Annotated in this window: 11 protein-coding genes and 1 tRNA gene; 4 read left to right on the top strand and 8 right to left on the bottom strand. The window is 52.4% G+C overall.

What is annotated here, in order from left to right; genetic code table 11:
• Positions 1-43: 43 nt before the first annotated feature.
• The 3 genes from BN54_RS08275 to BN54_RS08265 form a co-directional block, all read right to left on the bottom strand.
• Positions 44-1381, bottom strand: a complete 1338-nt coding sequence (locus BN54_RS08275; RefSeq protein ID WP_019206726.1) for a replication-associated recombination protein A — start codon at positions 1379-1381, stop codon at positions 44-46.
• A gap of 227 nt (positions 1382-1608) precedes the next feature.
• Positions 1609-3723, bottom strand: coding sequence for an MSCRAMM family protein (locus tag BN54_RS08270; protein ID WP_019206725.1), 2115 nt, complete (start codon positions 3721-3723; stop codon positions 1609-1611).
• Between the two features lie 328 nt (positions 3724-4051).
• Positions 4052-5080 carry a branched-chain amino acid aminotransferase gene (locus BN54_RS08265; protein WP_019206724.1) on the bottom strand — a complete coding sequence of 343 codons (1029 nt, stop codon included), beginning with the start codon at positions 5078-5080 and terminating at the stop codon, positions 4052-4054.
• 436 nt (positions 5081-5516) lie between these two features.
• Here BN54_RS08265 and BN54_RS08260 point away from each other — a divergent pair, with 436 nt between their 5' ends.
• Both BN54_RS08260 and BN54_RS08255 read left to right on the top strand, forming a co-directional pair.
• Positions 5517-6875 carry an MFS transporter gene (locus BN54_RS08260; protein WP_019206723.1) on the top strand — a complete coding sequence of 453 codons (1359 nt, stop codon included), beginning with the start codon at positions 5517-5519 and terminating at the stop codon, positions 6873-6875.
• Entirely contained in the window at positions 6865-7290 is a 426-nt protein-coding gene (locus BN54_RS08255; RefSeq protein WP_019206722.1) for a MarR family winged helix-turn-helix transcriptional regulator, read from the top strand. Before BN54_RS08260 ends, BN54_RS08255 begins: the two co-directional genes overlap by 11 nt.
• 55 nt (positions 7291-7345) lie before the next feature.
• Here the strand turns inward: BN54_RS08255 and BN54_RS08250 are convergent, their stop codons facing one another.
• The 3 genes from BN54_RS08250 to BN54_RS08240 all read right to left on the bottom strand — a co-directional run bounded on the left by BN54_RS08250 (position 7346) and on the right by BN54_RS08240 (position 10491).
• Positions 7346-8719, bottom strand: coding sequence for an NAD(P)H-dependent oxidoreductase (locus tag BN54_RS08250; protein ID WP_019206721.1), 1374 nt, complete (start codon positions 8717-8719; stop codon positions 7346-7348).
• Positions 8720-8723: 4 nt separating this feature from the next.
• Positions 8724-9347, bottom strand: coding sequence for an NADPH-dependent FMN reductase (locus tag BN54_RS08245; protein WP_019206720.1), 624 nt, complete (start codon positions 9345-9347; stop codon positions 8724-8726).
• 283 nt (positions 9348-9630) lie between these two features.
• The gene (locus BN54_RS08240) at positions 9631-10491 is read right to left on the bottom strand and encodes a MetQ/NlpA family ABC transporter substrate-binding protein (protein ID WP_019206719.1); all 861 of its coding nucleotides are present in this window, start codon (positions 10489-10491) and stop codon (positions 9631-9633) included.
• Between the two features lie 434 nt (positions 10492-10925).
• On the opposite strand from BN54_RS08240, the gene BN54_RS08235 reads away from it, so the two are divergent.
• Together BN54_RS08235 and BN54_RS08230 are read left to right on the top strand one after the other, a co-directional pair.
• Complete coding sequence (locus BN54_RS08235) at positions 10926-11918, top strand: asparaginase (RefSeq protein ID WP_019206717.1); 993 nt, start codon at positions 10926-10928, stop codon at positions 11916-11918.
• Positions 11919-12064: 146 nt separating this feature from the next.
• Positions 12065-12135 (top strand) — tRNA-Gly (locus BN54_RS08230).
• A gap of 398 nt (positions 12136-12533) precedes the next feature.
• Here the strand turns inward: BN54_RS08230 and BN54_RS08220 are convergent.
• Together BN54_RS08220 and BN54_RS08215 are read right to left on the bottom strand one after the other, a co-directional pair.
• The gene (locus BN54_RS08220) at positions 12534-13187 is read right to left on the bottom strand and encodes a DsbA family oxidoreductase (RefSeq protein ID WP_019206715.1); all 654 of its coding nucleotides are present in this window, start codon (positions 13185-13187) and stop codon (positions 12534-12536) included.
• A 96-nt stretch (positions 13188-13283) separates the two neighbouring features.
• A complete protein-coding gene (locus BN54_RS08215) occupies positions 13284-13475 on the bottom strand; it encodes a hypothetical protein (RefSeq protein ID WP_019206714.1) in 192 nt (63 codons plus the stop codon).
• Positions 13476-13753: the final 278 nt, after the last annotated feature.

Below are 13753 nucleotides of genomic sequence, written 5' to 3'. Positions count from 1 at the left end.
TCTACTTTACTCGTTTCTCACCCTAAAAACAAGTCCCTTTTCATTACTGATCCGACGGCGGGCTCGGCTGCGGATCGTGCGTGGCGTGCCAGCGCTGAATGGCCTGCAACCGTTGCTTAACCTGCGCTTCCATCCCCATCGTAGTGGGGTAGTAGTAGCGGTGGCCCACCAATTGGTCTGGCATCGTCTGCATGCTCGTCAACCTATCTTTGGCCTCGTGGGCGTACTGGTAGCCAGCCCCGTAGTGCAAATCCTTCATTAATTTGGTCGGGGCGTTGCGGATCACCAACGGGACCGGTTGATTTTGCGTGGCTTTAATATCCTTGGCAACCTTGAGCGTCGCTTGGTACACCGCGTTAGACTTGGGAGCCAAGCTCAAATAGATTGCCGCTTCCGTCAGGTGAACATTGCACTCCGGCATCCCCAAAAATTGGCAGGCCTGGTAAACGTTGATCGCCAAATTCAAGGCATTCGGATCGGCTAGACCGATATCTTCACTGGCAAAGCGGACCAACCGCCGGGCCAAGTAAAGCGGATCCTCACCCCCCGCCAACATGCGGTTGACCCAGTAAACCGCCGCATCCGCATCCGAATTGCGCATCGCCTTGTGGACGGCCGAAATTAAATTGTAGTGTTCATCACCGGTTTTATCGTAACGCAGCGGTTTGCCGGCTAAGAGCTGATCGAGCAAGCCGGCGTCAACGGTCACCTGGCCGTTGTCCTGGCGGTCACTATTTTCCACCAGCATTTCCAAGGTGTTTAAAGCAATCCGGGCATCCCCGTTGGCAAAGGCGGCAATTTGCTTCAGGAGGGCCGGCGCGATTTCGACCGGAAAGCTAAAGCCCCGCTTCAGGGCCTGGGTCAGCAAAGTTTCAATGTCCAATGCCGTCAACTCTTTGAGGACAAAGACCCGGCAGCGCGACAGCAGGGCCGCATTAATTTCAAAGGACGGGTTCTCCGTGGTCGCCCCAATCAAAATAATGGCGCCGTTTTCCACAAAGGGCAAAAAAGCATCCTGCTGGGCCTTATTGAAACGGTGAAATTCGTCCACGAAGACGACCGTGCGCTGGCCAAAATCCCGGTTGGCCTGTGCCTGTTGCATCAACGCCTTGATGTCTTTAATAGAGGACGTCACCGCACTGTAAGTAACAAATTCCGCCTGGGTCCGCTGGGCAATGATCTTGGCCAGGGTGGTTTTGCCGACCCCCGGCGGCCCCCAAAAGATCATTGAAGACAGTTGGTCTTTATCAATTAATTCGCGCAAAATCTTGCCGGGGCCGACTAGGTGTTGTTGCCCGACAAATTCGCTCAAGTTGCGCGGCCGCACCCGATCAGCCAGCGGTGTTTGCCCTGGATTGGCAAAGAGTGATTCTTGTTGCATACCGTTCCCCCCTTTATCTTTCATTTTACCACCCCCTATGAAATTTACGTTAATCTGGCCCGGACCATGCGGCATTTTGACAGATCAATGTTGTAATCTTCCTGTTGCTGTTATCTAAATCTGAACTCATGATCTGAAAGCTGTTAAACCAGGATTAAGAATTAACCAAAATCTTTTACCAACTGTCAAAAAAGCCACCGATCCGTTCGATCGATGACTTAATATTTTTAAGACTGTTTCCACCGCGTTCTGCTTACCCCGAAGCAGATACTAAGCAAGGCCAAACCAATTTCCAAAAGAATTGATTCACTCGCCGTCCCAGTTTGTGGCAACTGAGCTTGATTCGTATCACGAACCGGTGTCTGGTCGGTTATCGTGATTGAGGTTGCGTGCGGAGTAGAATTTGGTTGATTCATTGTGATTACAGTTGCTGGAGCCAGCGGAAGCCATTTTGTTGGTTGTTCAGCTGGCAAAGCTGGCTTAACCGTCTTCGCTACATTGTTACTGTAGTCCGTCCACGGAATCACCGTCTTTGCTACATTGTTACTGTAATCCGTCCACGGGATCACTGTCTTTGCCGGATTGTTACTGTAGTCCGTCCACGGGATCACCGTCTTTGCCGGATTGTTACTGTAGTCCGTCCACGGGATCACCGTCTTTGCCGGATTGTTACTGTAGTCCGTCCACGGAATTACTGTCTTTGCCGGGTTGTTACTGTAGTCCGTCCACGGGATCACCGTCTTTGCCGGATTGTTACTGTAGTCCGTCCACGGGATCACCGTCTTTGCCGGATTGTTACTGTAGTCCGTCCACGGGATCACCGTCTTTGCCGGGTTGTTGCTGTAGTCCGTCCACGGGATCACCGTCTTTGCCGGATTGTTACTGTAGTCCGTCCACGGAATTGACGTCCGCTTTTTCTCGTTCTTGATCATCAGGGTTTGACCGGGTTGGTCTTCTAAGACCTCAACGGTCCAAACCTGCCCTTGAACCTTAGCAAAATCAATCCAATCCGGTGCGCTGATTTCACGCACTTCATATTTTCCTGGCAACATTCGTTGACGAGTAATAATCCCGTTTTGCTCAGTTGTTGCCTCAAACGTTTCGCCGGTCGCAACATTCTTAATCCTAAAGGTTACTCCCGCTAGCGCTTGTGGTCCCTTATCAGTTGGGTAGTACTTAAAAATCTTCAGTTCCCCCGGGAGCATCCCCGTAATGTCAGCTCCAAAACTGATATTTTGAACCGTTTTTTGGTACGTAAAGTTTTGAACTTCTTGCCCTTGCAACTGGTACGCCCCCGCTAAAGAATTAGTAAAGTTTAGGGCGTTTAAATCCTGAATTTCTGTCTTGTAACGGAACGTTATCCGACGACCAGAAAATTCATCTTGACTAAAGACGGCCGTAATCGTATTTCCGTTCAGTTGGATTGATGAGTGCGGGTAGCGTGCTTGGAAAGCTGCCAAATTAATTGGCTCATCATTATCAATCCAAAACGTCAATCGCTCCGGATCCAACCGCAAGCCGGCTGGAATCACGTCATGCAGTTTAATCGGTGCGGCCAAGTAGGCCCGGTACTCGTTTAAACGAACATCCCAGTCAACCCAGTTTTTACCGTTCCAAGGAACTGCGCGACCATTTTTATTACCATACCACGTTTGGTCGTGCGTAAGCGCGCCGGGATTATCCGATGATTGCGGTACCCCTTTGACTGCTAAGAATTCAACATAGGGACCGACTACTAATTTAGCCATCCCGTCTTGCTGACTCCGGGTGTAGAGCTTGGCATTAAAGAAAAAAGTTCCCTGGACCCCACTCATGAATTGCTCAACGTTATCGTTAAAGGTCAATTGGCCGCCCGTTTCCGTTACCGTAAAGTCCCCGATGTGCACACCGTGATGAGTTAACGCAGTCTGCCCAGAAAAGGCCACTAAGTACGGAGTTACTTCGTTATCCGTTGACCAGGCCAGATCAATGTGATCGCCACTGTGAATGGGCCCTTTGGCATCATTGAATGATCCTTCAATCTTCACTTCTGCCCCTTGGCTATACATGCCATTAGCATCCTTATTTCCTTGGACTGTCAGGCTCGCAATGTGACCACTGATCTCACGTTCCGATGCTGGGGAAGCTGCCGGCGGATGGGTTACCTCATTTGTCGGCGCGGTTGAGTCTGCAGTTGTTGAGGCAACGGTGTGATTCGTTGATGTACTCAGCATTGAAGTTGGGCCCATTGAATCAACCACGTCAGCCTGAACCCGTTGGCCGCCCCACAGGGTCAGGGTTACCATTACGGCCCCTAACCACAGCAGCAGCCCCCGGACTGTTCCTAGGCCTTGGTGTTTCAAACTTCAAATCCTCCTTTAATATTCAATTGTCAAAATTCCTTGTGCGCTCTTTTACAAGCACGACCACAACTATAGTTGAAATAAGATTACTGATCAATGAGTAAGTAAAATGCTTTATCAAAAATATGTTGTCAATCGATTTTTATTTTACTATTCAAATAAAAATCTATTTTTAGCAATCATTTCTTAAGTATGTTGTTTTAGTGAACTATTTACGAATAATAAGTTAACATTCATCAAAAAGCACGCGCCTGGATCAAGGGCGCGTGCTTAAAAGGAGGGTGTAGATTTTTCTAATTTGGAAAGAGAGATTTTAGTGTGATTAAGGTTAGTCTACTGGCACGACCCAACCGTGCTTGTCTTCGGCATCGCCGACTTGAACGGCGAAGAGGGCGTTGTAGAGCTTGGTCGTCACAGGGCCGACTTCGGTTTCAGAGTAGAAGACGTGCTTCTTGCCGTCCCAATCAGTTAAGGAACCGACTGGGGAGATCACGGCCGCCGTCCCCATTGCCCCGGCTTCGGCCAGGTCATCAAGATCCGCTAAGGTCAACCGCTTTTCAACCGGGTTCAAGCCTAAGTCTTCGGCAACTTGCAGCAGGGAACGCTTGGTGATGGAAGGCAGGATTGAGTCCGACTTTGGCGTTACGAATTGTCCATCCTTGGTAACCCCAAAGAAGTTGGCACCAGAGAATTCGTCAACATACTTGTGTTCCTTCGGGTCTAAGTAAAGAGCGTCAGCATAGCCGGCCTTCTTCGCTTCCATTTCTGGTAACAGACTGGCCGCGTAGTTGCCGGAGGTCTTCGCCCGACCCGTCCCAGCTGGGGCGGCCCGGTCATACTTGGACAGGACATACGGCATTGGCGTCAAGCCCTTGACGTAAGCGCCAACTGGGGTGGCATAGATCCGGAAGACAAAGTGTTCCGATGGCGTCACCCCAACTAATGGCTGGGTCCCGATCATGTACGGCCGCAAGTACAGGGTCCCACCGGTCCCGTACGGTGGTACGAAATCTTCGTTAGCCTTAACAACCGCCTTAACTGCGGCTAAGAACTTGTCGACTGGATAGTGGGGCATCATTAGCCGGTCGGCCGAGTCGTTCAGCCGCTTGGCGTTTTCTTCTGGCCGGAACAACTGCACTTTGCCGTCCTTGGTCCGGTAAGCCTTTAACCCTTCAAAAACTTCTTGGCCGTAGTGCAGCACTTGGGCCGCTTCATTTAAGACCAGGTTGGATTCAGACGTCAAACCGCCACCGAGCCATTCCCCATCATAATATTCTTCTTGCCAGGAATAGGGCAGGTCTCGATAACCAAAGCCCAACTTGTTCCAATCTAATTCAGATGCTTTTGCCTTTGCCATAGTGCTCATCCTTTCTAAAAAAACATTTCCTATGTATTTTCAATCCTTCATTAAACAAAAAGTCGCCCTGTCATTAGGACGACTTTCACCGTGGTACCACCTAGCTTCACCCCATTCCTGGAGCCTCTAAGCCCGGTAAGGGTGGATAACCCCGGTTCACTCAAGACTGATCTTCACGCCCCTAACCTCCACCCGTCACATTCCCCCGGGCTTTTCTGAGCAGGTTTCGGGACGCTACTCGTTCTCTCATCGTGCCGATCACTGTTTAACTTCGATTGATTGTCACTATCATAATGAGAAAACTCTCATTTGTCAACCACCAAAATTAAAGTTTTGCCAGCTTTTCTCATCTAAATTAATTTTGACTTTTTCATGCAGATGCATGTAAAATGGCAAGCGGAATTTAAATGCATCTGCATGGAATGGAGGAAATTTTTTGTATCAATTAAAACCTCGCCAACGGACCGTTATTGCGGCCATTATGTTGGTAGCGTCCTTTATCAGTTTAATGAGCCAGACGATGGTGGTCACTGCCCTGCCGGTGGTTGAAGCTCAGCTCCACCAGCCCCTGGCCGTCGTTCAGTGGCTGACGACGGGCTACACCTTAGTGATTGGGATCATCACCCCCTTATCAGCTAATCTGTACGAAAAATACAACAACCGCCAGTTCTTCCTGGCAATCATCGCCCTCTTTTTAGGGGGAACAATGGTTGGCTGTCTGGCCACTAACTTCTGGACCCTGCTAGGTGCCCGCTTGATTCAGGCCGCAGCGGGGGGCCTGTTGGTTTCCTTACAAATGACGACGTTGGTCACGATTTTCCCACCGGAAAAACGGGGCACGATCATGGGCTTATCATCGTTGGTGGTTTCCTTTGGGCCAGCGATCGGGCCGACCCTGGCTGGGGTGATCTTAAACCTCTGGGGCTGGCGGTCGATTTTTTGGGTCGTCTTGCCCTTCATGGCGCTCATCTGGCTGATTGGCTTCTTTGCCCTGCCGGCTTATACGACCCCGCAGGCCGTCAAAATTGATGCTTGGTCGATCCCCTTGCTCTTGATCGGGCCCGGCTTGACCTTAGCCAGCTTTACCGTATTGACGACCCAAATTCTGATCGGCAGTCTGATGTTGATTGCTGGGCTGGTGGTATCATTGCTCTTTTACCGGCGGCAACAAGTACTCACCCGCCCCCTGCTCGACTTTCACGTTTTTAATTACCGCCCCTTTACGATGACGCTAGCGATTGCTTCCTTGCTGTTTATGATCCTGCTAAGTACCGAGCAGATGGTTTCGGTCTTTGCCCAAAATTCACTCCACCAATCGAGCGCGCTGACCGGGTTGATCCTCTTACCCGGCGCGGTAGTCAATACCTTAGTTGGCGCTGTGGTGGGCCGCTTGTATGACCGCCACGGTATCAAAGCGTTGGTCTGGACGGGCTTGAGCCTATGTTTAATCACCACCATCCCCACCCTCTGCTTTACCGCCCACACCCCGCTGTGGTGGCTAACGGTCCTGTACGCCGGCCGGATGATGGCGATCGGGATCGCCTTTTCCCCGCTGATGTCCGAATCATATCTTGGAATGGCCGCCAAGGACATCAGTCAAGCGACCGCCATGAACAACGCGCTCCGGCAAATGACCGGAGCGCTGGCGGTCACCCTGGTGGTCGTCGTCAGCAGTCTGCCGGCCAGCTCGGTCACCGGGATGCGTTGGGCGATGGGCGTTACTTTCCTCTTTAATCTTGTGGCAATCGGGCTGTTTGCCCAGTACTTGAAGGGGGGCCATCCGCATGACAAATGATCTGATCCGGGCTACGGCGATCATCAATACCACAATCCGCCACCAACTTGACGCCGCCCTACGCCCGCTGGGGCTCTCCGAGGTCAACTACTACTATTTATTAGTGGTTGCCGAACAACCAGGGATTAACCAAGCTGATCTGACGGCCCGCATCGTCCGCGACCAATCGACCGTCACCCGGCAAGTCGACCGCTTGGTCAAGCAAGGCTGGCTCACCAAGCGCCAGGCTCCCACGGATGCGCGCCAGTCAGCCCTCTTTTTAACTCCTCAAGCCCAAGCGATCCTCCCGCAGCTCTGGGCGATCAATCAGACCGTCAACGAAACGGCGCTGGCCAGCTTAACGCCGGCCGAACAAACCACCCTCTTGAACCTGCTGAGCAAGACCTTCGACGGCCTCAGCCAGGATTACCACTGATAATTAAAAGGCTCCCGGGCAATTGCCCAGGGGCCTTTTAGTGTGTTGAAGTTAATTAATCATTAACGCTGGCGCTGGCCGTGGTATCAATTTCGGGCAGCGGCGCATCATCATCAACGGACGCCGAGGCGCCGGCATCCACGCTTGGCGTGGCACTTGGCGCGGGAGTCGACGGAGCGGGTTGTTCATCCGCACTGACCGAAGCTGACGCCCCCGTATCAGCAGCCGAAACGCTTGGGGCCGGACTTGGCGTAGCATCTGCTTTGACCGATGCGGAGGCCCCGGTATCGACTTGGTTAGCCGGATCGTCGACCAGCTTTTGGCCGGTCATCGCCAGGTACTTTTCGACAATTGGCCAGAAGTCGAGCACAATTTCGTTGACCCCGCGGAAGTTGCCGGCTTCATCGTGCATCGCTTGGTAGTTGTTGACCACCCACTTGACGTTCTTCTTATCCACCGGTTCCGCCAGTTGGAAGAGGTCCTGCTTGCCGGTCCGCAGGGTGTGAATGACTTGCTTGACGTGGTCGTGGACGTTGCGGATGTCGGGGTGAACTTCACTGAGCGGCAAGCCGGTTTGGTCCGGCCGGCGCTTAGCCCACATCTTAGTCGCCGGGTTCTTATGGTTATAGTAGATAAACTGGTTGTTCTCATCGACGTAGGTTAATTCAGCCGGGATTGATTTGAGTAGCCAGTTGATTTGGTCGACCGTCAGCACCCCAGAGTCGAGTTGGACGTAGTCACTGCCGACAGCGGCATGGGTCTTGGCTGCCGCTTTTTGGACCCACTTCGGATCATCCATCTCGACCCCTTCGATCGTCGTATCGGTCTTGCCGCTGGCGGTCAGGTCCTCATTTTTCCACGCGTCGGGTGCTTCGGGGCCCTTTAAGGCCTTCAGGACGGTCACCCACTTGGTGAATTGAACCAGCAGGTCGTTGAGCCGCTTGACGGTCGCTTGATCCTTGAGGTTGTCTTGCTCATCAAAGGCTTCCCGCACGTTGCCGAGCAAGAATTCATTTCCTGGCATCACCAAAGCGTTGACCCCCGGGGCCTCTAAGATTTCACGCAGGTCTAACTGGGCCCGTGATGACCCTTGGGTAAAGTAGGACGCCCCGATTACCAAGACCGGCTTATCGGCCAAGGGGTGGATCTTGTAGGAAAGCCATTCGATCGTGCTCTTTAAGGCCGCCGTCGTGGTATGGTTGTGTTCCGGCGTCGCCATGATGACCCCGTCGGCATTTTCAATCCGGTGCTTTAAGTATTGGACCGCCATACTGTTGGTTTGGTCATCGTCTTCATTAAACATCGGTACGTCCTTGATGCTTAAGACTTCAATGTCGGCCACGTTGTTAAAGCGGTTGGCCATGTACAGCATTAATTTGCGGTTGTATGAATCTGCGGCGATTGAGCCGACAATTCCAACTAACTTCATCTGCTTATTCCCCCTGGGTTGCCATATTCTTTAAATCCAGTTTGCGAATATCGTTCATCGCGTGTTCTCGGTTGTAAACGAGGTTCTTGTTGACGTCAACGAAGGTTTCAAAATCATTAAACAAGCCGTCGAGTCGGTCGACCAGCTCTTCTTCCTTCAAATTGCCATCCTCATCAAAGGCCTGCAAGGAGTGCCCCACCATGTATTCCGAGCTCGGCATGATCCGAGCGCTTAATTCAGGGGAGTCGAGCATTTGCCGCAACATCATTTGAGCCCGCGACGTCCCCAACATTCCGTACGAGGCCCCGGTGATCATCACCGGCTTGTCAGCCAGCGGATGGACCCCGTAGGACAGCCAGCTCAGCGCATTCATCAAAACGGCGGGCACCCCGTGGTCGTATTCTGGCGTTGAAATAATCACCCCGTCAGCCGCGGCCAACTTAGCCACCATCTGTTCCACCCCGGCGGGCAAACTCCGGTCGGGCGTCTTATAAAAGACCGGCAGGCCGCCAATCTCCATAATTTCAATCGCGGCTTGATCCGCAAAGTGGTGTTGGATAAACTGCAAGAGCCGCCGGTTGGTCGAGCCCGCCCGGTTGGTCCCCGGAATGGCAATGTACTTTTTCATGTGGCACATCCTTTCAAAAAACACTTCTGGTTGGCTCTATTTTGCAATATTGTGAAGCGGTTTGCAAGACTTTTATTTAATTTTGGAATATTTATACCGAGATTAAATTTATTTATATCCGCACCGCTACCGTTGTCCCACCTTGCTTTAAGCCTTGTTACGGCTGAAAATTAAGGGCCCGCTCCAGCGTCATTGTTAAAGTTTAATAGGCAAAACCTGATTTATTGTTCACAATCTTAAACAAGCAAAACCGCTGGCGCCCACCACCAGCGGTTTAATCCCATTATTTCGTCAGGTAGGACAAGGGTTTGTCAACTTCCACCTTGGTCCCTTGGTACTGGTCGGCAATCCACTTTTGGATCTTTGGCTCATGGTAGAGTTTGACCAGCTTGCGGTATGCGGCCTTATGGGCGTTGGCCTTCGCCGTTGCTAAGACGTTAACGTTGTCCTTGGTACTTTGATCGACCTTTTCGTGGTAGATCGAATCCTTCAAGACGTTCAAATGCCCTTCTAAGGCAATCGTGTTCCCGATCAAGACGGCGTCCACCGAGTTGAGCACCCGCGGTCCAGTCGTGTCATCAATTTCTTCGAACTTAAAGTGGTGCGGATTCGTCGCGATTTCATTGGTCCCGCTGGTCGGGCCAAAGCTCTTTTTCAGGGTAAGCAAGCCAGCACTGGCCAGCAGCTTCAACCCCCGTGCCGTGTTGGCCGGGTTGTTGGCCAAGGCAATCGTCGCTCCATCCGGTAGGTCCTTTACGCGGTGGTATTTCTTAGAGTAAATTCCCATTGGTTCCAGGTAGGTCGTCCCTAAGGCCGCCAGCTTTTGCTTGCTTTCGTGATTGAAGTTTTGCAGGTAGGCCCAGGATTGAAAGGCGTTAACGTCAATTTCGCCGCTAGCCGTCCCGCGGTTGAGTTGGACCGGATCGGTAAAGGACTTGACCTTAATCTTGAGGCCGGCCTCCTTGGCAGCTGGACTGGCCGCGATGTGTTGCCAGGCCTTAACGTCCGCCCCAAGTGAACCAATCGTAATTGTCTCTTCATCATGATTTTGCCCATTGGTGACCCAATGCAAGCCCAGGCCGACGGCGACAATCGCCGCGAGCCCCAGTAAAAACCACCATTTGCCTTGTTTGTGTTTTGCCATATGTCTTCCCTCCGTTTGCTGGTGCGCCGAGCCCTGAAAAAAGAAAACGTCCCACTTTCATTGCACTTGCAATAAAAGCGGGACGCCGCAGCGTGGTACCACCCGAATTTAGCCCCCAAGGACCCTTAGTAGTGACTGATCATCACCCGGTCCGTTATCGAAGACCACCCGTGCCCAGCTTGTCGCCTTGCTGGCATCACGCTCCCAGACCATCTTCAGTTCCTTCTCGCCGCCAGCTTCCACCACCCCTGGCTCGCTTAATGCTTTCCGGAACTTACTCATCTTTTCTCAGCGTTTTCTCATTGAATTGTCATAATCATATCGAACCCCCGCCCGCTTGTCAATCCCTTTGAGCTTACTTTTTCTCAGTCTTGACCCCAGCCGGAAAAGCCCTATAATTTAAGGGAAAATCTGAATAAAGCAGGTGGAAAACTGTGACCCAACCAAAACTGCTGCTCCTTTCGACGGGGGGCACGATTGCCTCTGTTGCTTCGCAAACCGGGTTGACGCCCGGGGAATCCGGGGAAGATTTGCTGCAAACCCTGCAAAACCTCCCCTACCAGATTGACGTAGCCGACATTTTGGCCCTTGATTCGTCCAACATTCAGCCCGAAGAATGGCGCTTGATGGCCGAAAAAGTCTACCAAGCCCGCCAAACTTACGCGGGAATCGTGATTTCCCACGGGACCGACACCATGGCCTACACGGCGTCGATGCTGACCTTCATGTTGCCCAACCTGGACATTCCGGTCGTCTTAACCGGGAGTCAGGTCCCGATGAACGTCCTTTTGAGCGACGCCCCCCGCAATCTAACCTTGGCCTTTACGGCTGCGGCCAGTTGTGCCCCGGGAGTCTACTTGGCCTTTGACGGCAAGGTAATGCGGGGCTGCCGGACCGTCAAGGTCAAAACGACCGCCTTTGATGCCTTTGAAAGCGTCAATTTCCCGCCGATCGCCGAGGTTACCTCCGATGGCCTGGTATTCCGGGCGACCCAGCCCGCCCCGGAGGCGCCGTGCACCTTAAATACCAAGCTCGACTTGAACGTGTCGTTGATTAAACTCTTTCCCGGCTTTGATCCGCAAATCCTGCTGGCGATGGCCCAAAGCGGTTGTCACGGTTTTGTGATCGAGGGCTACGGGCTGGGCGGGATGACCTTTATCCGGCGCAACGTGGCCGCCGTGATTGGCCAGCTCAGCCGGCAAAACATTCCGGTCGTGGCCGCCAGTCAGTGCCTCTATGAACGCAGTGATTTGACCAAGTACGAAGTCGGGCGCCAGGCCCTGTTGGAAGGGGCAATCAGTGCCCACGATATGACTTCGGAAAGTGCGATCACCAAGTTGATGTGGGCCCTGGGCCAGGGGATGAACCTGGCTGCCGTAAAAACCTTTTTTGAGACCGATGTCGCGGGAGAAGTGACCTTGGCCTAATTAAAGCCCCGCGCTAAGCACCACGATGAGGTAGCCTTAGCGCGGGGTAATTAATTTAATTACCAAAAAATTAACTTTTTTCCAAAAAAGGGGTGACAAGCGCCAAAAATATGGTATTATATAAAAGTTGATTGATTTAATCACTTGCGGGTATAGTTCAGTGGTAAAACATAACCTTCCCAAGGTTAAGTCGCGAGTTCGATTCTCGTTACCCGCTTCAGGTAGCATCGCTTCGGCGGTGCTTTTTTTGTTGTTTTCGTTCCGAAAAAGGGGCCCGCCCATCACCTTCCGGACTGCCCCATGGTAAAATTAAGCGCAAAAAAGAAAGGAACACCCGCCCATGCGTACCCCCTGGATTAGATTGGCCGCCGGGTTCATCCTCGGGCTTGCTTTGCTCGGCGTGATAGCTTTGCACTACTGCCCGGCCTTGGCCACGTGGCTGCACCACTGGACTGGCTGGTATTAAAAAATGGCTGCCCCAAAATCGGGCAGCCACTTTTTACTTTTCCTTCGTTTCCGCTTGGTGGTCCGCTAAGCTGCAGCCCGCTGGGCCACACACCGTGGCGGGCGCGGCCCCGAGGTCGGTCAACTTTAAGCTGGGTTGCTTTTCTTCACTCATTTTGCTTCCTCCTCTGCTTGCACTTTCTTTAAGGCCGCCACAAAGGCTTCATACGGCTGGGCCCCTGAGATGGCGTACTTTTGGTTGATCACAAAGAACGGCACCCCCCGAATCCCTAAGTTCGCAGCAGCGTGAATGTCGGCTTGTACTTCGTCGGCATACTGGTCGCTGTCCAATACGGCCGCCACGGCTTCAGCCTCTAACCCCACGGCCGCGGCAATTGCTTGTAAGACGGCGTGGTCCGCCACCGACTTGCCTTCGCTAAAGTAAGCTTGGTACAGCCGTTGAATCAAATCATCTACCTGCGCGGGGGTTGCTGCCGCCTTGGCGTACTTGATCAAGCGGTGCGCCGTCATGGTGTTGACCGGGATCGCGTTGGCATAATCCAGGTCCAAGCCGTCGGGTGCCGCCGCCAGTTCAATCTGCGCCAAGCGTTGGCTGGCCTGTTCGGCCGTCATCCCGTGCGCTTGGGCAAAGTGGGCCGCCATCTTGACGTCACTGGTGGCTTTTAAAGTCGGATCCAGCTGGTAGGTCTTAAAGTCCAACGGCGTCGTATCCGCCAAACCAAGTTGGGTCAACGCCCGCTTGAGACGGGTCGCCCCAATGTAGCAAAACGGACAGGCAATGTCCGACCAGTACATAATTTCCATTAATTTTTCCTCCATTTGTAACCGAAACGTTACGCTTACAATTAATTAGTACAGCGTTAGGATACCATTAATGGCGTTGATTAACACTTAATCTGCTCAGGCCGAACGCTTGCGTTGCCACCAGTGCCGTCGGGCTTTGGCCACCGTTGCCGGGGGCGTTGAGGCTGGATGATGAACCAGGGCGTGGGGCGCCGCCGGCGTCGTTTCCAGATCGGCATCCGGCCACGCTAGCCAGTTGGCTTCGGCTTGGACTTCTTGGTGCGTCTGGTCAAAAAATGGTTGGCTCATTATTATTTCCTCCGTTTTTTAGTCTGTCCCAGATGATACGCCCGCTCGTCAACGAATTTAGCTTACTTTTTATCAGTAACTAAAATTGACCAGCCCGGCCCTTTCCCGTAAACTAACAACCGTAACTTAAATGAGAGAGAGAATTAATGATGAAGCCAAAATCCGCTGGCCAGGGTACTGTACCCTGTCAAGTTGACAGTCTGAAAAAATGAAAAATTGCTAGTCTTAAATGGCCTGCTGTTCGTAGTATTCTGCGACAGTCAGGTCATTTGGCTTAA

It is taken from the genome of Limosilactobacillus ingluviei str. Autruche 4 (assembly GCF_000312405.1).
Lineage (GTDB): Bacteria > Bacillota > Bacilli > Lactobacillales > Lactobacillaceae > Limosilactobacillus > Limosilactobacillus ingluviei.
Note: the sequence above shows the minus strand (reverse complement) of the source record. Positions and strands in the feature narration are given on the sequence as shown.

What these genes read in the sequence shown, in the direction of transcription:
- BN54_RS08250 (WP_019206721.1), bottom strand. Translation starts at nt 8,719, where the DNA reads ATGAAGTTAGTTGGAATTGTCGGCTCAATCGCCGCAGATTCATACAAC.
- BN54_RS08220 (WP_019206715.1), bottom strand. Translation starts at nt 13,187, where the DNA reads ATGGAAATTATGTACTGGTCGGACATTGCCTGTCCGTTTTGCTACATT.
- BN54_RS08275 (WP_019206726.1), bottom strand. Translation starts at nt 1,381, where the DNA reads ATGCAACAAGAATCACTCTTTGCCAATCCAGGGCAAACACCGCTGGCT.
- BN54_RS08245 (WP_019206720.1), bottom strand. Translation starts at nt 9,347, where the DNA reads ATGAAAAAGTACATTGCCATTCCGGGGACCAACCGGGCGGGCTCGACC.
- BN54_RS08255 (WP_019206722.1), top strand. Translation starts at nt 6,865, where the DNA reads ATGACAAATGATCTGATCCGGGCTACGGCGATCATCAATACCACAATC.
- BN54_RS08240 (WP_019206719.1), bottom strand. Translation starts at nt 10,491, where the DNA reads ATGGCAAAACACAAACAAGGCAAATGGTGGTTTTTACTGGGGCTCGCG.
- BN54_RS08215 (WP_019206714.1), bottom strand. Translation starts at nt 13,475, where the DNA reads ATGAGCCAACCATTTTTTGACCAGACGCACCAAGAAGTCCAAGCCGAA.
- BN54_RS08265 (WP_019206724.1), bottom strand. Translation starts at nt 5,080, where the DNA reads ATGGCAAAGGCAAAAGCATCTGAATTAGATTGGAACAAGTTGGGCTTT.